Below are 19,309 nucleotides of genomic sequence, written 5' to 3' on the forward strand. Positions count from 1 at the left end.
CTGATGACTGTCAATTCCTCTGGGATCGTTGTCTGATCTGTTGTCGGTGGGCGAGCCTGTTGTTCCGTGGTTCCCTGTCGACCGAAAGGACAATCGTGATCCCCCACAGAATTGGCCGCCTCCGCGCGGCGGCGGCCGGAGTGGCGCTGGCGCTCGTCGCCACCGCCGCCGCTGTGCCACCCGCGCAGGCCGCGCCGCCCCCGTCGACCGCGCAGGCGGCAGCGTCGCAGGTCGTCGGCTTCACCGTCGGCCAGGACGGCCGCCTCTACCTGACGTCATCCACCGGAGTCAGCCCGTTCGGCCCCACGGCGCTCGCCCCACCCGACGCCGACGTCAGCGCCGTCCGACAGTCCGACGGGAACACCGCCGTGTTCACCGTCGGCACCCAGGGTGGCCTGGTCGCCGCCGTGACCAGCTCGGCGACCTCCAATATCACCGTCTACCGCGACGGGGCGGGCAACCTCGCCCCGCCCGGGGGCCGGCTGACCGCGTTCACCGCCCCGGACGGCTACGTGTACGTCTTCTTCGTCGGCGTCGACGGCGCCGTCTACAGCACCTCGTACTCACGTGTGGTGCGCCCCGGTGCCGGTCCGCAGCGCGTCTCGGTGCCCGGCGTCGCCCCGCCGGGCGCGGTAGTCGCCGGGTCGTGGCAGTCCAGCGGGCCGGGCGCGTTCTTCGTCGGCGTCGACGGCGGGTTGCGTCACCTCGCCCGGACGGGCGGCACCTGGCAGACGTCATCCGTCGGCCCGTCCGGTGTCGCGGCGGCCGGCAGTGGGGTGGCCTCGTTGGCCGGCGGCGGTGTGCAGGCCTACTACGCCGGGTTGGACGGCCGGCTCTGGCAGGTCAGCCCGGCCGGCGGTGGCCTGCCCGACCCGTGGAACCGGGTGGCCGTGTCCGACGTCGGTGTGGTGCCGGTGGGCGCGGCGCTCGCCGCGACCCGCCCCGTCGACGGCCCGACCGGGGTGTACTTCGCCGACGCCGCCGGCGCCGTGCGGATCGTGACCAACGTGGCCGGCGGGTGGCAGGCGTACGTCGTCACCGGTCCCGCGTTCGCCAAGCCGGGTGGGTCGATCTCGGTGCTCACCGTCGGGGACTACGTCTACGCGGGTTGGTGCGGCAACGACCTCTGGTGGTGGCTGTTCTGGTGGTGGCGGCGTCCGCCGCCGCCCCCGCCGCCGTTGGGGGAGATCCTGCCGGTACCGCTCGACTACCCGATCCAGTACGGCGCGAACGTCTCACTGACCCTGTACCGCTAGGCGGTCGGTGGCCGACCGGGGCAGGCGCGTCCTGCCCCGGGTGGGACGGCGAGGTGCTGTCGGCGTGCGGTACCCCGTCGATGAACAGGGCGATCGCTGCCCGGGGCGAAGCGGTGGGGTCGCCGGACGGGCGATCTTGCCATCGGGTAGAGTTCGGGGCGTCGCCGGGGAAACCGGGCGGCACGCGGACGTAGCGCAGCTGGTAGCGCATCACCTTGCCAAGGTGAGGGTCGCGGGTTCGAATCCCGTCGTCCGCTCTCGACCACGGGCGATTGGCGCAGTGGGAGCGCGCTTCCTTGACACGGAAGAGGTCACTGGTTCAAACCCAGTATCGCCCACCAGAGCATCACGAAGGCCCCGGCTCAACCGAGCCGGGGCCTTCGTGGCGTCGTACGCAGGGTCAGCTGTTCCAGTGCTCGGCGACGAGGTCGGCGGCCTGCTGTTCCCACTGGGCGTAGTGGTCGGGGTAGGCGGAGACCTGGACGGTCTGGGCGGCCTTGGTCAGGGGCATGTCCTGCCAGCCGTCGACCTGCTTGAGGCCCTTGAGGAACGCCAGGGTGGCGTATTCGGGATCGGTGATCTGCTCCACCGTGCCCCAACCACTCGACGGGCGCTGCTGGAACAGGCCCTGCGAGTCGTGGTCGTTGCGGTCACCGAGGTGGCCGAGGTTCTCCAGCTTCGACTCCTGCAGGGCGGTGGCGATCGACACCACCGCGGCACGCTCGTCCATGCCGGCCTTCTTCGTCGCCGCGATGATCGCCTTGACGTTGCCGGTCTGCTCGTCGTTGAGGTCGATGCGGGACTGCTCGCCCTGCACACCGTGCGGGATCAGCGTGTCGACGGCCGGCTTGTCGGCCTGGACGGCGGCGACGGGGCGGGTGTCGATGGTGGGGGTGCCGTGGTTGAGCGGGCCGGCGGCCAGACCACCGGCGACGGCGAGACCGGCGATACCGAGAACACTCTTACGCAGCATGGTGGTCGTCATGGGGGATGCTCCTTCGAGGGTCGACGCCACCCGACCGGTCGGGGGACCGGGGCCACCGGCGGAGCCGGCGGTGGGGGCGTAAGCACCACGACGAGGCGCTCATGAGGGAAAGTCGGTAGGTCTCCGGCGGGCCCTGCCGCTCACGCCGGAACCCGATGTAACGACCGGGGGCCCCGCATCATTCCGGGGCACTGCCCACCTGCGGACCTGCCGGCCGGGGCGCTCCTACGGTCGTACGGGGGGTGTAACGACCGTGGACGCCGGGTCATTCCGTCGGCGGTCGCCGGTCGAGGCTGGTGGCGGACACCGGACTTTTCGGCGATCCGGTGGCCGACGGGGACGCGGGTTCTGCCGATGGCAGATCCGCTACCGGTGAACAGAATGCCCCATCGGTGTGCCGGGCCGGCAGGGTGGGACGCATGAGACTGCTGATGCTGGGCGGCACCGGGTTCGTCGGCTCCGCCATCGTGGCCGAAGGGGTACGCCGGGGCTGGACGGTGACGATGTTCAACCGGGGCGTACACGGCGACCCCCCGCCGGGCGTACACCGGTTGCGGGGTGACCGGACCGCGCCGGACGGGCTGGCCGCGCTGGCCGGCGGCGACTGGGACCTGGTGGTCGACACCTGGGACGGCATGCCCCGCGCGGTACACGACGCCGCCCGGGCACTACGTGCCGCCGGGCACTACGCCTACGTCTCCAGCTGCTCCGTCTACGCCCCGCCGGTGCCGGCCGGGGCGGGGGAGGAGGCGACGGTGGTGGAAGCGGCGTCCGACGACCCCCGCGACGACGACTACGCCCGGTGCAAGGCGGGCGGTGAGCGGGCCGCGACGGAGGTGTTCGGGGAGCGTGCCCTGCTGCTGCGGGCCGGGTTGATCCTGGGGCCGGGTGAGGACGTCGGCCGGTTGCCCTGGTGGTTGCGGCGGGTGGCCCGGGGTGGCGACGTCCTCGCCCCCGGCCCGGCCGACCTGCCCGTGCAGTACGTCGACGTCCGTGACCTGGCGGCCTTCGCCCTGGACCAGGCCGCCGAGGGCGTCGGCGGCGCGTTCAACGTGGTCAGCCGTCCGGGGCACAGCACCATGGGTGAGCTGTTGAGCGAGATGGTGGCGGCGACCGGATCCGACGCCCGGCTGCGCTGGACCGACCCGGAGCCGATCCTCGCCGCCGGGGTGGAACCCTGGAACGACCTGCCGGTCTGGATTCCCCCGGGCCACGAGTACCGGTGGTTGCAGGAGCTCGGCGTCGAGCGGGCGTACGCGGCGGGGCTGACCTGTCGCCCGGTGGCCGGGACGGTCGGCGACACCTGGCGCTGGCTGGACCGGGTGGGCGCGGTGCCACCGCGCGCGGGGCGGCCGGTGCGGGCGACGATCGGCCTGGACCCGGAACGCGAGACCGCCCTGCTGGCTGCCGCCGGTCCGATCTGATCCACCGCCCCACCGCCCCCCCGGGATCCGTCGGGGTCACCGCCTCCACCGCCCCCGGATCCGTGGGCCCCCGCCGCCCGGGTGCCGGCGAGGGCACCCGTCGTCGGGCCGGCATGGTCAGCCGGGTGCCACCGCCACGTCCAGCACCTCGTCCACGGTCCGCCTCGGGGTGGCCATCCCCGGCTGGCCGTACCCGATCCGCATGACCATCTGCGGGGTGCCGAAACGCCCCAGCGACAGCCGCAGCGCCTCCCGCGCCCCCGACACCTCGATCGGCTGCGACAGCATCGACACCGCCAGTCCCGCGTCGGTCGCGGTCAGCAGCACCCGCTGCAACGCCTGCCCGGCGAGCACCTGGTCGACGACCGTGTTGCCGGCCGCGCCGAGCACCGCCACCAGCGGTTCCGGCTCGAAGTCGCGGCCGGGCGCGCGGTCGAGGCCGCCGAAGCCGCGCGACGGCAGCAGGTCCTGCGGCTCGGCCTGCGGGCCACCGGCGCGGGCCGGCACCCCGTCGGGGGCGGGTTCGGTACGCACCCAGTCGGCGCGTTCGGCCCGGTAGGCGGGGTCGCGTTCGAGCACCCGGTGGGCGCTGCGGGCGATCTCGGCGAAGGCGTTGACGGCGCTCACCCCGATCACCAGTTCCAGCCAGCACTGCTCGGCCCGGGCCGCCTCACCGAGCCGCCAGCGGGCGTCGGCGGGCACCGGGTCGGGCCAGAACGGTGCCCGGTTGCTGAACCGGCGGCCGATGGCCGCGTACAGGCTCTGCTCGGTCGGGGTGGGGCGGCGCGGCAGCTCCGGGACGAGCCGGGCCAGCACATCCGGGTCGGCCGGGTACGGCCGCAGCCGTACGGTCGCCGGGGTGCCCGCCACGGCCAGGGACAACCGCAGGTTGAACAGGGCCGCCCCGCCGGCGATCCGGGTGCCCCAACCGCTCGGGTCGGTGGCGGGCAGCCGGCGGGCCGGGTCGACCGACACCTCGATGCCGCCGTCGCGCAGTCGGAACCGCCACGGCTGGGTGTTGTGCAGGGAGGGCGCGCGGACGGCGTCCGCGACAGCGGCCCGCAGTTGCGTCTCGGTGTACCCGGTGCCCATGGTCGTGCTCCTTCCGTGGCGTGGTTCCCCTCCACGGTCCGTCACCGGCAGGCCGGCCGGGCAGGGCCGGACGTCCCGACCCGTCGGGTCGCCCTCCCCGGGGTGACGCGCCAGGTTAGGGACCTTCGGCCCGTGCACGGGCCGGTCCGGGCGGGTAGAAACGAGGGATGATCCGGGTGTTCCTCCTTGACGACCACGAAGTCGTCCGCCGTGGCCTGGCCGACCTGTTGCAGAGCAGCGGCGACATCGAAGTGGTCGGCGAGTCCGGCTCCGCGCAGGAGGCGGCCCGGCGGATTCCCGCCCTCCGCCCCGACGTGGCGATCCTCGACGCCCGGCTGCCCGACGGCAACGGCATCGACGTGTGCCGGGACGTCCGGGCGGTCGACTCGTCGATCAAGGGGCTGATCCTCACCTCGTACGAGGACGACGAGGCGTTGTTCGCCGCGATCATGGCGGGTGCGGCGGGGTACGTGCTCAAGCAGATCCGGGGCACCGACCTGGTCGACGCGGTCCGTCGGGTCGCGGCCGGGCAGTCGCTGCTCGACCCGGCGATCACCACCCGGGTGCTGGAACGCATCCGCAGCGGCGTCGAGCAGCCCCGCGAGCTGAAGTCCCTCACCGAGCAGGAACGCCGCATCCTGGAGTACGTCGCCGAGGGGCTGACCAACCGGGAGATCGCCGGCAAGATGTTCCTGGCCGAGAAGACGGTGAAGAACTACGTCTCCAGCGTGCTGGCCAAGCTGGGCCTGGAACGGCGTACCCAGGCGGCCGTGCTCGCCACCCGCCTGCTCGGCCAACGCCACTGACCCACCGCACCGCCGGCCGAGGGAGGACCGCCCGACGCGCCGGCCGGCCGAGCAGGAACAGCCCGGCTGAGCACGAACCGCCAGGCCGCCCGGATCAGTCGCGCAGCGGGACCGACCAGCAGAGTTCGGTGCCGTGCGGCTCGATCCGGCGTACCTCGAACTCGCCGCCGTGCCGCTCGGCGCGTTCGCGCAGGTTCACCAGGCCACCCCGGGCGGCGGCCGGGTCGCAGCCCACCCCGTCGTCGGTGACCGTCACGGTGACCCGGCCGGCGTCGACCCGGACGGCGACGGCGACCCGGCTGGCCTCGGCATGGCGTACCGCGTTGGACAGCGCCTCGCGGAGGACGGCGGTGAGGTCGGGGCGGACCGGTTCCGGCACGGCGCTGTCGATCGGCCCGTCGAGTTCCACCTCGGGGCGGAAGCCGAGCGACCCGGCGGCCACGTCGACCGCCTCCCGGATCTCGGTGCGCAGCGCCGCGCTCATCGGGGTACGCAGCTCGAAGATGGTGCGGCGGATGTCCCGGATGGTGGCGTCGAGGTCGTCGACGGCCGCGTTGATCCGCTTGGCGACGTCGGGCCGGGCGTGCATCGCGCCGCTCTGGAGTTGCAGGCCGGTGGCGAACAGCCGTTGGATCACCACGTCGTGCAGGTCCCGGGCGATGCGTTCGCGGTCCTCCAGGACCACCAGCAGTTCCCGTTCCTCCTGGCCCCGGGCCCGTTCCATGGCCAGGGCCGCCTGACCGGCGAAGCTGGCCAGCAGGGTGACGTCGGCGTCGGCGGCCCGGCCGGCGTCGGGCCGGTGGGCCACCACCAGCACCCCGTGCAGGGTGTCGGCGGCGGCCAGCGGGGAGACCACCGCCGGGCCGGCGACCACCGGCACCGGCCACGGCGCCGCCTCGGCCAGGTTGTCGAGCAGCTCCCGGCGACGCTCGGTGACCGGGCCGGCGAAGCTGGTCTCGCTGGCCGGCAGCAGCGCGCCGACCAGTTCCGCCGCGTCACCGTCGGCGGAGTCGACCACCTCGACGGTGAACTGGCCGGCGTCCTCGTCGTAGAGCAGCACCAGCGCCAGCTCCGCCTCGGCGACCTCCCGGGCCCGGCGGGCCACCAGGGTCAGCGCGTCGGTCCGGCGTACCTCGCCGAGCAGCACCGAGGTGATCTCGGCGGTGGCCGCGAGCCAGCGTTCCCGGCGATGGGCCAGCGCGTAGAGCCGGGCGTTCTCGATGGCCACCCCGGCGGCGGCGGCCAGCGCCACGACGATCTCCTCGTCGTCCTCGGTGAACTCCGGGGCGCCCTGCTTCTCGGCCAGGTAGAGGTTGCCGAAGACCTGGTCGCGGATGCGCACCGGCACGCCGAGGAAGCTGTGCATCGGCGGGTGGTGCGGCGGGAAGCCGTACGACTGGGGGTGCTGGGTGATGTCGGGCATGCGCACCGGGCGGGGCTCGTCGATCAGCAGCCCGAGCACGCCCCGCCCGTGCGGCAGGTCGCCGATCTTCGCGTGCAGCTCGGCGTCGATGCCGTGGGTGATGAAGTCGTGCAGCAGCCGGTCCGGCCCGATCACCCCCAGCGCGCCGTAACGGGCCCCGACCAGCTCGCAGGCGGCCTGCACGATCCGTTGCAGGGTGCTGCGCAGGTCGAGGTCGGTGCCGATGCCGACCACCGCGTCGAGCAGCGCCCGCAGCCGCTCCCGGCTGGTCACCACGTCGCCGACCCGGTCCAGCATCTCCTGGAGCAACTCGTCGAGCCGGACCCGGGACAACGGGCTCAGCCCCAGCGAGGGGACCTGGTGTTCGTTGCGGGAAGCAGGGGTGCTGGCGGCCACGCGGGCGATGTTACCGTCCGGTGACCGCCGGGCACGAGATCATCAGGGCCGCTGGTCGCGTACGGCGGAGGTGTCGACCACCTGCGCGGCCGGCAGCCGGGGGGTGTGCGGCGGTCCGGCGTGTGCCGGGTCCGCGATCCCGATCCGCAGCACCAGGTACGGGTAGCCGAGGCCGCTGAGCAGTTGCCGCAGCGTCTGCCGGGTGCCGTCGACCTCGACCACGCCGGACAGCGGCACCACCGACGCCCCGTGCCGGGTGGCGGCGAGCCACAGCGCGGAGAGCGCCTCACCGGCCCGCAGCCAGCTGTCCGGTTCGTCCTCGTCGCCGTAGAGCAGCCCGTACACGGCGGCCCGGTCGTGCCCCGGGCCGACCGGCAGGTCGCCGGGGCTGCCGAAGTCCCGGGCCGGGACGGTGGTCTGCGGCTGGTCCTGCGGCAGCACCTCCGGCGGCAGGCCGGTGCCGGTGCCGGCCCGGTGCGTCCAGTACTGCAACTCCTCGCGGGTCTGCGGGTCCTCCGCCTCGACGGTGCCGGCGTGCGAGGCGGTCGCGGCCAGCTCCATCACCTGGTCGGTGTCGAGGATCTGCAACCGGGAACCCTCGGCGTCGGCCGCGCCGACGATCTCGTCGAGCACCCCGACGGACACCGGCTCGTCGCTGACCGGGCGGCGGTCGGTGTGCCGCACCTGCATGCACTGCACCAGGCGCATCGCCTCCGGGTCGGCCCCGGAACGGGCCAGGCCGGTCAACCGGGCCAGCAGGTCCGGCTGCTGCGGGTCGGGCAGCCGCTCCACCACCGCCGTCCAGCCCTCGGCGGCGAGCGCCACCCGGGCGTGGTGCAGGGCCGCGCCGCAGCTCACCGCGACCAGTCTGCCCTCCGGGTCGGTGGCGGTGAGCTGCCGTTCCCGGGCCACCCGCAGCTCCAGGGCGTCCGGCAGGACCCGCCAACGCCACGGCTGCGTGTTGTGCACCGAGGGGGCGTGACCTGCCGTCGCCGCCGCCTCCGCGAGCGCGGTGGTCAGCGGGCGGTCCGTCGCGGGCGTCTGGTGGCTCATCGGCACGACCTTTCCGTCTCTTTCCCATCGTGCCCCACCCGGTCGGCCCCGGGGCGGGGATACCGTTCCATCCTGGCCTGCCGAACCGGCCCTGCACACGGTCCGCAGGTCCCCCCTCGGGGGCATTTCGGCCCGGTGGTTTCCCGGTTCCCGGTCCCCGCCGGCCACCTGCTGGGACGATCCGCAGGTGGACGCGGCACCGCAGGAGTGTGTTCCGCGGCGGCCGGTCGACAGGCGTCCGGTGCGCTGGCGTGAGTGGACGCCACTGGCCCTGCTCGGCGGGGCGTTGCTGGTCGGGGCGGTGCTGTGGCTGACCGGGCGGCGCGGCCCCGCCGACGGCGTGTGGGCGGCGGCGACCCTGGGGGCGCTGGTGCCGGCGGTCGGGGCGGTGCTGCGTCAGTGGTGGCGGCGTCGGTTCGGGGTGGACGTCATCGCCGTGCTGGCGTTGGCCGGTGCGCTGCTGGTCGGGGAGTACCTGGCCGGGGCGGTGATCGCGGTGATGGTGGCGACCGGCCGGGCACTGGAGGCGTACGCCCGGGGGCGGGCGACCCGCGACCTGCGGGCGCTGCTGGCGCGGGCGCCCCGGCAGGCGCGGCGGCGCACCCCGGACGGGGGGATCGAGGTGGTCCCGTTGGACCGGGTCGCGGTGGGGGACGACCTGCTGGTCGGGCCGGGCGACGTGGTGCCCGTCGACGGCGTGCTCGCGGCTGCGGCGACGCTCGACGAGTCGGTGGTCACCGGCGAGTCGCAGCTGGTGGGCCGGGCCGCCGGGGAGCAGGTGTCCAGCGGGGTGGTCAACGCGGGGGCGGCCGTGGGCCTGCGGGCCACCCGGGACGCGACGGGCAGCACCTACGCGCAGATCGTCCGGCTGGCGCGGGAGGCGACCGCCCACCGGGCACCGACGGTGCGGCTCGCCGACCGGTACGCGGCGGCGTTCGTCCCGTTCACCCTGCTGCTGGCCGCGGTGGCCGGGGTGTGGTCGGGGGAGTTCGTCCGGGCGGTCGCGGTGCTGGTGGTGGCGACGCCGTGTCCGCTGCTGCTGGCCACCCCGATCGCTATCGTCTCCGGGCTGTCCCGGGTGGCCCGGCGGGGCGTCCTGGTGCGCGACGGTGGTTCGCTGGAGCTGCTCGGCCGGGCCCGTACCCTGCTGGTCGACAAGACCGGCACGTTGACCGAGGGGCGGCCCCGGGCGGCGGAGACGGTGGTCGCTCCCGGTGGCGACGGGGACGAGGTGCTGCGGCTGGCCGCGTCGGTGGAGCAGCTCTCCCCGCACGTGCTGGCGGTGGCGCTGGTGCGGCAGGCCCGCGAGCGGCGGCTGCGGCTGACCACGCCGACGGAGGTGACCGAGGAGCCGGGGCGCGGGGTCAGCGGCCGGGTCGACGGCCGGCCGGTGCGGGTCGGGCAGTTCCCCGGCGGGCTGCCCGACTGGGCGGAGCAGGCCCGGGAGCGGGCCGAGCTGGCCGGCTGGTCGACGGTGTGGGTCAGCGACGACCACGGCCCGCTCGGCGCGGTCCTGCTGGAGGACCCGGTCCGCCCCGACGCCCGCCGGACGGTACGCCGGCTGCGGGAGGCCGGGTTCTCCCGGCTGCTGCTGCTCACCGGCGACCGGCCGCGTACCGCCGAGCAGGTGGCCCGGCTGGTGGGGGTGGACGAGGCGCTGGCCCGCTGCTCGCCGCAGGAGAAGGTGGACCGGGTCCGGCAGGAGTCGCGGCGGGGGGTCACCGTGATGGTCGGCGACGGGGTGAACGACGCGCCCGCGTTGGCGGCGGCGCACGTCGGGGTGGCGATGGGGGCGAGAGGGGCGACCGCCTCGGCGGACGTCGCCGACGCCGTGATCACCGTGGACCGGTTGGACCGGCTCGCCGACGCCGTCGAGATCGCCCGCTACGCCCGCCGGATCGCGGTGCAGAGCGCCGCCGTCGGGATGGGGCTGGCGGTGCTCGCGATGCTGGTCGCCGCCGTCGGCCGGCTGCCGCCGGTGGCGGGCGCGTTCCTCCAGGAGGGCATCGACGTGCTGGTGATCCTCAACGCGCTGCGGGCGCTGCGCGGCGGGCTGCGCCGCCGGGACGTCCCGCCGGCCACCCGCGCCCTGCTCGACCGGTACGCGGGCCAGCATCCCGGCGTACGGGCCGTGCTGGCCCGGGTACGCGACACCGCCGACCTGGTGGCGACCCGGCCGACCGCCGAGGGGTGCCTGCCGGCGGTGCGCGACACGCACCGCCGGCTCACCGACGAGGTGCTGCCGCACACCGACGCCGAGGAACGGCAGCTCTATCCGGCATTGGCCGGCCCGCTGGGCGGCGACGAGGCGACGGCCACGATGAGCCGGGAACACGTGGAGATCCATCGGCTGGTGGACGCGATCGGCGGTCACCTGGCGCGGGCGGACGGGCGGTTGCGCCCCGACCAGGTGCCCGACCTGCTCGCCAGCCTGTACGGCCTGGAAGCGGTGCTGCGCCTGCACCTGGCCCGGGAGGAGGAGGACTACCTCGCCCTGGACCCCGACCCGCCGGCCCCGGGGCGTTGATCCACCCATCGGGACCGGCGGGTGGATCAACGCGAGACCCGGGGCCTGGCGGTCAGCGTTCCCGGATGACGGCGACCGGGCAGTGCGCGTGCTGGATGAGCTGCTGGCCGACCGAGCCGAGCAGCATCCCGCGCAGCCCGCCCCGACCCCGGCTGCCGACCACCACGAGCTGCGCCTCCCGGCTCGCCTCGACGAGCGCGGCGGCCGGTCGGGCCGGTGCGATCTCCACCGTCACCGGCACTTCGGGGAACGTCTCCCGCCACCCGGAGAGAGCCTGTTCGATCGTGGCCCGGTCCGCCGCGAGCCGGGCCTCGGCGTCCGGGTCGGAGGGCCGCCAGCGGTCGTCCGGCGGCTCGAATGCCTGCAGCACCAGCAGCGGGGCGTCACGCTGCGCGGCCCGCTCCACGGCGAACCCGAGCGCCGTGCCGGCCTGCTCGGAGCCGTCGAAGCCGACCACCACCGGGCCGGTGACCGTAGCCTGCGCCTCGCGCACCACCACGACCGGGCAGTGCGCGTGGGCGGCCACCGACACCGCCGTGGAGCCGGCGAGCAGGCCGGTGAACCCGCCGTGGCCCCGGCTGCCGAGCACCAGCAACCCGGCCTCGGCGGAACGTTCCTCCAGCACCAACGCGGGCGGGCCGTCGAAGACCTCACCGTGCACGGTGACGCCGGGCCAGGCGGCGGCGGCGTCCGAGGCGGCCTTGTGCACCAGCTCCTCGACCTGCCGCCGGGCGTCGTCGTCCGGCCAGACCCCGGGGGCCACCCCCGGGCCGACCCAGCCGGCGACGGTCATCCACTCGAAGACGTACGCCAGCCGGACCGGGCGTCCGGTGCGCCGCGCCTCGGCCAGCGCCCAGTCCACGGCGACGCCCGCGTCGGCGGAGCCGTCGTAGCCGACCAGGATCTCGTCGGGCTTCATCGTCTCGTCCTTTCCTGGCTGGTGGCAGGGGGTGGGCCGGCCGGTGACCGGCCCACCTCGGGCCGCGGAGGTGTCACTGCCCGTCGAGCTGCTGCGGGTGGGTCTCGCGGAGCCAGCGCCACTCGGCGACCCGGGGGTCGTCCTCGCCGTGGCGGCGGGTGTGGTCGCGGCACGCCTGCCGGGTGTCGACCATCTCCTGGCGCAGGTGGGCGGCGCGGGCGGCCAGGCCGGGCACCCGGTCGATGACGTCGATGACCAGGTGGAAGCGGTCCAGGTCGTTGAGCATCACCATGTCGAACGGGGTGGTGGTGGTGCCCTCCTCCTTGTAGCCGCGCACGTGCAGGTTGTCGTGGTTGGCCCGGCGGTAGGTGAGCCGGTGGATCAGCCACGGGTAGCCGTGGTAGGCGAAGATGATCGGCTTGTCCCGGGTGAAGATGGTGTCGAACTCGTTGTCCGGCAGGCCGTGTGGGTGCTCCGACGACGGCTGGAGCCGCATCAGGTCGACCACGTTGACGACCCGCACCTTCAGCTCGGGCAGGTGCTGGTGGAGCAGGTCGGCGGCGGCGAGGGTCTCCAGGGTGGGCACGTCACCGGCGCAGGCGAGCACCACGTCCGGCTCCTGGCCCTCGTCGGTGCTGGCCCAGTCCCAGATGCCCAGGCCGCGTCGGCAGTGCTGGACCGCCTCGTCCATGGTCAGCCAGTTCGGGGCGGGCTGCTTGCCGGCCACCACCACGTTGATGTAGTGCCGGCTGCGCAGGCAGTGGTCCATGGTGGAGAGCAGGGTGTTGCCGTCCGGCGGCAGGTAGACCCGGACCACCTCGGCCTTCTTGTTGACCACGTGGTCGATGAAGCCGGGGTCCTGGTGCGAGAAGCCGTTGTGGTCCTGCCGCCACACGTGGCTGGAGAGCAGGTAGTTCAGCGAGGCGATCGGCTCCCGCCAGGGGATGTGCCGGGTCACCTTCAGCCACTTGGCGTGCTGGTTGACCATCGAGTCGACGATGTGGATGAACGCCTCGTAGCTGGTGAAGATGCCGTGCCGGCCGGTCAGCAGGTAGCCCTCCAGCCAGCCCTCGCAGAGGTGTTCGGAGAGCACCTCCATCACCCGGCCGTCGGGGGAGAGGTGGTCGTCGGTGGCCTCGATCCGGCCGTCGAAGGACCGGTCGGTGACCTCGAACGCGGCACCGAGCCGGTTGGAGGCGACCTCGTCCGGGCCGAACAGCCGGAAGGTCTGCGGGTTGGCGGTGATCACGTCGCGGACCCAGGTGCCGAGCACCCCGGCCGCGCCGACCACCGGCTCACCCGGCCGCTTGACGTCGACGGCGTAGTCGCGGAAGTCCGGCAGGGTCAGGTCGCGCAGCACCCGACCGCCGTTGGTGACCGGGTTGGCGCTCATCCGGCGCTCGCCCTTCGGCGGCAGCGCGGTCAGTTCGGCGACCGGGGCGCCGGTGGCGTCGAAGAGTTCCTCCGGTCGGTAGCTGCGCAGCCAGCGCTCCAGCTCGGCCCGGTGCGCCGGGTTGTCGCGTACCTCGGCGATGGGCACCTGGTGGGCGCGGAAGGTCCCCTCGACCTGCTTGCCGTCGACCTGGGCCGGGCCGGTCCAGCCCTTCGGGGTCCGCAGGATGATCATCGGCCAGCGGGGGCGCTCGACGTGGCCGCCGGAGCGGGCCACCCGCTGGATCTCGGCGATCTCGTCGCAGGCCCGGTCCAGGGTGGCGGCGAGGAGCTGGTGCACCTGCTCGGGGTCGTCCCCGGCGACCAGGTACGGCTGGTAGCCGTGGCCGCGCATCTGGTTGAGCAGGTCCTCGGTGGGGATCCGGTCCATGACCGTCGGGTTGGCGATCTTGTAGCCGTTGAGGTGCAGGATCGGCAGCACCGCGCCGTCGCGGGCCGGGTTGAGGAAGACGCTGGACTGCCAGCTCCCCGCCAGCGGACCGGTCTCCGCCTCGCCGTCGCCGATGACGCAGGCCACCAGCAGGTCCGGGTTGTCGAAGGCGGCGCCGTAGGCGTGGCTCAGGGCGTACCCCAGCTCGCCGCCCTCGTGGATCGAACCCGGCACCTCCGGTGCCACGTGGCTCGGGATGCCGCCGGGGAAGGAGAACTGGCGGAACAGCCGCTGCATGCCGGTCTCGTCGCGGCTGACCGAGTGGTACAGCTCGCTGTAGGTGCCCTCCAGCCAGGTGTTCGCCACCAGGGCCGGGCCGCCGTGGCCGGGGCCGGTGACGAAGATGGCCGACAGGTCCCGGTTGACGATGACCCGGTTGAGGTGGGCGTAGAGCAGGTTCAGGCCGGGGCTGGTGCCCCAGTGGCCGAGCAGCCGGGGCTTGACGTGCTCGGGGGCGAGCGGCTCGCGCAGCAGCGGGTTGTCGAGCAGGTAGATCTGCCCGACGGTGAGGTAGTTCGCCGCCCGCCAGTAGGCGTCCAGCCGGCGCAGCTCGTCGTCGGTCAGGGGGCTGTGCAGGTCGAGAGCGGTGTCCATGCTGCCAAAGCCTCTCGCGGGTCGGGGGGTTCTGCACCCGGAAGCGCCGATTCGCCCCGGGCAGACCCAGTCTTCGTGATCGCCCGGTCACCGGTCAGGGCCGTTGGTCCCGGCCGTTGGGGACGTCATGCCCCGCCCGCCCCGGCGGAAACCAGTCCACGGACGACGATGACCGGCGTGGGCGCGTGGTACAGCAGGGTCTGGCTCACCTCGCCCAGCATTCCCCGCCCCGGCTGGTCGCCCCGCGCGCCGACCAGTGCCACCTGCGCCGAGCGGGACTGCTCCACCAGGACGGTGCCGGGGTCGCCGCGTACGGTGTGGCACTCCGCCGGCACGTCCGGGTGGTGCCGGCGGGCCTGGCCGACCAGCGTGCGGAGCACGTCGTCGCCGTCGTCGGGTCGTTCCGGCTCGATCACCCGGACCGCGATGACCCGGGCCTGCCGGCGGGCGGCACACCCGAAGGCGAAGCCGAGCGCGACCCGGGAACTGGCCGAGCCGTCCACGCCGACCAGCACCGGGCCCGGGGGCGGTGGGTCGCGGCGGACGACCAGCACCGGGCAGCCGGCGCGGGCGGCGAGCTGCACGGCCGGGGCGTCGGCCGGTACGCAGCCGCCGCAGCCGGCCATCCCGCCGTCCCCGATGGCCACCAGGAACGCCGTCCCGGAGCGGCGGATCAGGGCCTCGACCGGCGCCCCCTCGACGATCTCCCCACTGACCGGCACCGCCGGTTCGACCTCGTTGGCGGCCGTGGCGGCGCGGGCGACCAGGTCCTCGGCGGCGTCCCGGCTGCCGGCCACCGACGGGGCGGCGAGGGCGGCCTCCCAGTTGAAGGCGTGCAGCAGGGCCAGGCCCCGGCCGTGCGCGGCGGCCTCCCGGGCGGCCAGCCGGACCACCGCGAGGTCGGCCGGTGCCGGCCCGACCCCGACCACCACCGGCCCGCCCGTGGACCCGGTCATCCGGTTCACCTCCCGGGAATCCGCACGGCGCGGGCACGCCGTCGGAACCGACGCTAGTCGCGGCGGGCGGGCGGTGGAGCCGGATCAGTCGGACGGGTGCCCGCCGGGTGGACGCGCAGCACGACGGCGGTGGCGTTGTCGCTGCCCCCCTCGGCCAGGCTGGCGGCGAGCAGGCCGCGTACCGCCCGGGTGGGGTCCGGCTCGGCGAGCAGGTCCCGCAGCCGGTGGTAGTCGAGCTGGTCGCTGACCCCGTCGGTGCACAGCAGCCAGGTGTCGCCGGGGCGCAGCGGCACCCCGAGCAGGTCCGGGTCCGGCCGGTCGGGGTGGCCGAGGTAGCGCAGCAGCTGGTAGCGGGCGCGGGCGGCCTCCCGGGAGTTCGCCGGCCACCAGCCGTGCAGCACCCCGAGCCAGGCCATCGTGTGGTCCACGGTCACCAGCTCCAGCAGCCCGTCGCGTAGCCGGTAGGCCCGCGAGTCGCCGAGCTGGACGATCCAGGCCAGCTCGCCGTCGGGCTGGGCGAGCATGGCGGTCAGGGTGCAGCCGGCCAGCTCGTCGATGGCGGCGCCGGCCCGGCGTACCCGGATCTGGGCCTCGGCGATCGCGGCGCGCAGCTCGCGCGGGCCGACGGCGGGCCAGCCGGCGCGGACCAGTTCGTGCAGGGTGTCGCGGGCGGTGTCGCCGGCGACGCGGCTGCCCTCGCCCTCGCCCATGCCGTCGACGACCACCGCGAACGGCAGGTCGGGGTCGACGTGCAGGGCGTCGAAGTTGGCGGAGTACCGGTGGCCGGCCACGGTGCCGCCGGCGATCTCCCACCCGACCCGGCCGACGGGCAGCCGGCGGGCCGCCTCGACGGGCTGGTCAGCGGTGCGGCGACGGAACACCAGCGGACCGTAGCACCGCCGCCGGCCGGATCGGGCCGTCCGGAGTCGTGTCGGGTACGCGACGCTGCTGTCAACTCGGGTTGACGCCTGAGGCGTGTCAACGTAAATTGACAGCATGAGTCAGGCGACGGAACTCGCGGCGGCCGCCGGCAGCACCGACCCCCGGGTCGGCCTGCGCGCCGTGCGCGCCCTGCGCCGGCTCCTCGAACGGCTGGAGGTGGTCCAGGTGGACAACGCCCGACGACAGGGCTGGTCCTGGCAGGAGATCGCCGACGCGCTCGAGGTCAGCCGGCAGGCGGTCCACAAGAAGCACGCCGGGCGACCGGCGGTCCACGGCACCGGGGAGGCATGATGTTCGAACGGTTCACCGACCGCGCCCGCGCGGTCGTCCAGCACGCGGTTGAGCAGGCCCGTGCCGACGGGGAACGACCCGTCGGCACCGAACACCTGCTGCTCGCCGTCCTGGCCGACGGCGACGGGCTCGCCTGCCGGGTGCTCACCGCCGCCGGCCTCGACGCCGACGACCTGCGCGCCCGGATCAGGCGGCAGACCGGCGACGGCGGCACGGGGCTCGGCGAGGCCGACGCCGCCGCGCTACGCGAGATCGGCATCGACCTCGCGGCCATCGTCGCCCGGATCGAGGACACCTTCGGCCCCGACGCCCTGCGCGAGGCGGCCCCCGCCCCCCGCCGCCGGTGGCGACTGCGCCGACCGCTCGGCGGGCCGCTCTCCCGGCGTTCCCGCACGGCACTGGAGATGGCGCTCCGCGAGGCCCTGCGGCTGCGCCACCGGCACATCGGCACCGAACACCTGCTGCTCGGCGTGCTCCGCGAGGGCGGCGGCCTGGGCGCGACGGTGCTCACCGAGGCCGGCGCGGACCTCGACGACCTGCGCCGCCGGATCGAGTCGGCGCTGCGTACGGCGGCCTGACCAGCCACCCCCCGGTCCGGCCCGGCTCAAACCTGTTTGCGGTCAACGCAACGTCGGTCGTCGCCGGGTCGCTGACCGGGCCGGGGTGCTGCACACTGACGCCGTGGACGGTGCAGAGCAGAAGCGTACGGTGACCGGCGGCGACCGCCCCCCGCGTTCGGCGGTGGTGGTCAACCCGACCAAGGTGACCGATCTCGACGGGTTCCGCGCGACCGTGGACGAGGCGCTCGCCGCCGCCGGCTGGCCCGCCCCCACCTGGTACGAGACCAGCGCCGAGGACCCGGGCCGGGGGCAGACCGAGCAGGCCGTCGCCGCCGGCGCCGAACTCGTGTTCGCCTGCGGCGGCGACGGCACGGTGATGGCCTGCGTCACCGCGCTGGCCGGCACCGACGTGGAACTCGCCGTGCTGCCCCAGGGCACCGGCAACCTGCTCGCCGCCAACCTGGGGCTCTCCAACGACCTCGCCGCCGGCCTGCAGGTGGCCGTCGAACGGGGCCGCCGCCGGCTCGACGTCGGCGTCGTCGACGACCAGTGCTTCGCGGTGATGGCCGGGATGGGCTTCGACGCGCAGATGCTGGCGGACACCTCCGAGACCACCAAGGCCCGCATCGGCTGGCCCGCGTACGTGGTGGGGGCCGCGAAGCACCTGCGGGACCGCCCGATGCGGCTCAGCATCCGCATCGACGACCGGCCGCCGATGCGTCGCCGCGCCCGCACCGTGCTCGTCGCCAACGTCGGGCGGCTCCAGGGCGGGGTGCGCCTGCTCACCGACGCCGAACCCGACGACGGCTGGCTGGACGTGGCCGTGCTCACCCCCAACCGGGTGCGGCACTGGCTCGCCATGGGCTGGGCGCTGGTCCGCCGCCGGGGCAGCGTCCCCCGGATGGAGGTGCACCGGGCCCGCAAGGTCGTCATCACCAGCAACCGGGCCCAGCCCCGGCAGCTCGACGGCGACCTGATCGCGCCGGGGCGTACCCTGACCGCCGAGATCAGACCCGAGTCGCTGTGGCTCTGCGTGCCACGCCCGGCCGGCGACCCCGACCTGGCCCACGACGCCGACGCGGCGGCCCGGCGCGGGGAGAAGCTGGTCGGGGAAGCCCGCCGTGAGTAGCACCCGGCTCGTCCCGGAGACCCGGCTGATGGCGTCGGACGAACTCTCCGCCGACGACGCCTTTCGCACCCTGCGCCGTCACGGCGGCTGGCAGCTCATGCGGGACGCGTTCATCCGGTTCCGCTACGGCGACGGGTTCAGCCACTCCCGGGCCTTCGCCCTGCAACTCTGCCTCGCCGTGGTGCCGTTCCTGATCGCGCTCACCGGCCTGATCAGCGACCTCGGCGTCGAGGAGGGCGGCCGGGTGGTCGCCGACACCGTGCTGGCGCTGACCCCGGGGCAGAGCGAACAGGTGGTGCAGGAGCTGCTCGGCGAGGGCGACCGCACCGAGAGCACCGGCGAACTGGCGCTGACCCTCGGCCTGATCACCGGCCTGGCCGCGCTGACCACCACGATGGCCCAGATCGAGCGCGGCGCCAACCGGATCTACGGCGTGGAACGGGACCGCCCGGCGCTGTGGAAGTACCTGCGGGCGGCGGTGCTCGCCGTGGTCGCCGGCCTGCCCGCGCTGGCCGGCTTCCTGATCCTGGTCGGCGGTGGGGCGATGGGCGAGTCGGTGCAGCGCCACTACGAGTGGGGTGATCTCGCCGCCGGGGTGTGGGAGGTGGTGCGCTGGCCGCTGAGCCTCGTGCTGACCGTCGTCGCGGTGGCGGTGATCTTCCGGCACGCGCCCCGGCGTAAACAGCCAGGTCTGTCCTGGCTCTACTTCGGCGCCGGCATCGCCACCGCGCTGTGGTGGCTGGCCAGCCTGCTGCTCGCCGCGTACGTCAAGTTCGGCGGCGGCTTCGGCCAGACGTACGGGGCGTTGACCGGGATGATGGCGCTGCTGCTGTGGGCCAACCTCACCGGCATGGCGCTGTTCGGCGGGCTGTCCTTCGCCGCCCAGTTGGAGGCGATGCGGATCGGGGCCCCGGAGCCCGCCCAACCCGACCTGTGGGAGCCCGACGCCGAGCGCGGCGAACTGTTCGACACCGGTGACATGACCGCGCTCTGAGCCCGCCACACCGGACGGGCGTGTACGCGGTGGCGGAATCGGGTACAGCGCGCCTCGCCACGTCGACGCAAGGGAGGTGC

The 19,309-nt window shown here is 74.6% G+C and carries 16 protein-coding genes and 2 tRNA genes; 10 read left to right on the top strand and 8 right to left on the bottom strand.

All coding sequences use genetic code 11. The annotated features are described in order from the left end of the window. Positions 1–95 precede the first annotated feature (95 nt). From JQN84_RS04660 to JQN84_RS04670, 3 genes are all read left to right on the top strand, one after another. On the top strand, positions 96–1,256 hold the full coding sequence (locus JQN84_RS04660) for a PLL family lectin (protein WP_204957116.1): 1,161 nt from the start codon (positions 96–98) through the stop codon (positions 1,254–1,256). A gap of 184 nt (positions 1,257–1,440) precedes the next feature. After that, a tRNA-Gly gene (locus JQN84_RS04665) sits at positions 1,441–1,513 on the top strand. A 9-nt stretch (positions 1,514–1,522) separates the two neighbouring features. Then, a tRNA-Val gene (locus JQN84_RS04670) sits at positions 1,523–1,597 on the top strand. Between the two features lie 59 nt (positions 1,598–1,656). On the opposite strand, the gene JQN84_RS04675 is transcribed toward JQN84_RS04670, so the two are convergent. Beyond that, on the bottom strand, positions 1,657–2,241 hold the full coding sequence (locus JQN84_RS04675; RefSeq protein WP_204957117.1) for a hypothetical protein: 585 nt from the start codon (positions 2,239–2,241) through the stop codon (positions 1,657–1,659). A 419-nt stretch (positions 2,242–2,660) separates the two neighbouring features. On the opposite strand from JQN84_RS04675, the gene JQN84_RS04680 reads away from it, so the two are divergent. Next, positions 2,661–3,665 carry an NAD-dependent epimerase/dehydratase family protein gene (locus JQN84_RS04680; protein ID WP_204957118.1) on the top strand — a complete coding sequence of 335 codons (1,005 nt, stop codon included), beginning with the start codon at positions 2,661–2,663 and terminating at the stop codon, positions 3,663–3,665. 117 nt (positions 3,666–3,782) lie between these two features. Here JQN84_RS04680 and JQN84_RS04685 read toward each other — a convergent pair whose 3' ends face one another. Continuing rightward, entirely contained in the window at positions 3,783–4,757 is a 975-nt protein-coding gene (locus JQN84_RS04685) for an Acg family FMN-binding oxidoreductase (protein WP_204957119.1), read from the bottom strand. A 167-nt stretch (positions 4,758–4,924) separates the two neighbouring features. Between JQN84_RS04685 and JQN84_RS04690 the strand changes: the two genes are divergently transcribed. Further along, on the top strand, positions 4,925–5,563 hold the full coding sequence (locus tag JQN84_RS04690; protein ID WP_091251953.1) for a response regulator: 639 nt from the start codon (positions 4,925–4,927) through the stop codon (positions 5,561–5,563). Between the two features lie 94 nt (positions 5,564–5,657). On the opposite strand, the gene JQN84_RS04695 is transcribed toward JQN84_RS04690, so the two are convergent. Both JQN84_RS04695 and JQN84_RS04700 read right to left on the bottom strand, forming a co-directional pair. Next, positions 5,658–7,328 (bottom strand): sensor histidine kinase, encoded by a 1,671-nt coding sequence (locus tag JQN84_RS04695; protein ID WP_204957341.1) that lies wholly within the window; start codon positions 7,326–7,328, stop codon positions 5,658–5,660. A 96-nt stretch (positions 7,329–7,424) separates the two neighbouring features. Continuing rightward, on the bottom strand, positions 7,425–8,435 hold the full coding sequence (locus JQN84_RS04700) for an Acg family FMN-binding oxidoreductase (RefSeq protein WP_372445899.1): 1,011 nt from the start codon (positions 8,433–8,435) through the stop codon (positions 7,425–7,427). 187 nt (positions 8,436–8,622) lie between these two features. Here JQN84_RS04700 and JQN84_RS04705 point away from each other — a divergent pair, with 187 nt between their 5' ends. Continuing rightward, positions 8,623–10,962, top strand: a complete 2,340-nt coding sequence (locus JQN84_RS04705) for a heavy metal translocating P-type ATPase (RefSeq protein WP_204957122.1) — start codon at positions 8,623–8,625, stop codon at positions 10,960–10,962. A gap of 52 nt (positions 10,963–11,014) precedes the next feature. Here the strand turns inward: JQN84_RS04705 and JQN84_RS04710 are convergent, their stop codons facing one another. The 4 genes from JQN84_RS04710 to JQN84_RS04725 form a co-directional block, all read right to left on the bottom strand. Next, positions 11,015–11,881 (bottom strand): universal stress protein, encoded by an 867-nt coding sequence (locus JQN84_RS04710; RefSeq protein WP_204957124.1) that lies wholly within the window; start codon positions 11,879–11,881, stop codon positions 11,015–11,017. 73 nt (positions 11,882–11,954) lie between these two features. Further along, a complete protein-coding gene (locus JQN84_RS04715) occupies positions 11,955–14,357 on the bottom strand; it encodes a phosphoketolase family protein (RefSeq protein ID WP_204957125.1) in 2,403 nt (800 codons plus the stop codon). Between the two features lie 125 nt (positions 14,358–14,482). Then, positions 14,483–15,313, bottom strand: coding sequence for a universal stress protein (locus JQN84_RS04720; RefSeq protein ID WP_204957127.1), 831 nt, complete (start codon positions 15,311–15,313; stop codon positions 14,483–14,485). Positions 15,314–15,366: 53 nt separating this feature from the next. Continuing rightward, complete coding sequence (locus tag JQN84_RS04725; RefSeq protein ID WP_204957128.1) at positions 15,367–16,194, bottom strand: PP2C family protein-serine/threonine phosphatase; 828 nt, start codon at positions 16,192–16,194, stop codon at positions 15,367–15,369. Positions 16,195–16,309: 115 nt separating this feature from the next. On the opposite strand from JQN84_RS04725, the gene JQN84_RS04730 reads away from it, so the two are divergent. From JQN84_RS04730 to JQN84_RS04745, 4 genes are all read left to right on the top strand, one after another. Then, positions 16,310–16,546: an HTH domain-containing protein gene (locus JQN84_RS04730; protein WP_088642213.1), complete on the top strand. Its 237-nt coding sequence runs from the start codon at positions 16,310–16,312 to the stop codon at positions 16,544–16,546. Beyond that, entirely contained in the window at positions 16,546–17,124 is a 579-nt protein-coding gene (locus tag JQN84_RS04735) for a Clp protease N-terminal domain-containing protein (RefSeq protein ID WP_204957130.1), read from the top strand. The genes JQN84_RS04730 and JQN84_RS04735 overlap by 1 nt, the downstream gene beginning before the upstream one ends. 103 nt (positions 17,125–17,227) lie before the next feature. Continuing rightward, complete coding sequence (locus tag JQN84_RS04740; protein WP_204957131.1) at positions 17,228–18,235, top strand: diacylglycerol/lipid kinase family protein; 1,008 nt, start codon at positions 17,228–17,230, stop codon at positions 18,233–18,235. Beyond that, positions 18,228–19,229 carry a YihY/virulence factor BrkB family protein gene (locus tag JQN84_RS04745; protein ID WP_204957133.1) on the top strand — a complete coding sequence of 334 codons (1,002 nt, stop codon included), beginning with the start codon at positions 18,228–18,230 and terminating at the stop codon, positions 19,227–19,229. Before JQN84_RS04740 ends, JQN84_RS04745 begins: the two co-directional genes overlap by 8 nt. Positions 19,230–19,309: the final 80 nt, after the last annotated feature.

Source organism: Micromonospora humidisoli, from assembly GCF_016900955.1.
Classification (GTDB): domain Bacteria; phylum Actinomycetota; class Actinomycetes; order Mycobacteriales; family Micromonosporaceae; genus Micromonospora; species Micromonospora wenchangensis.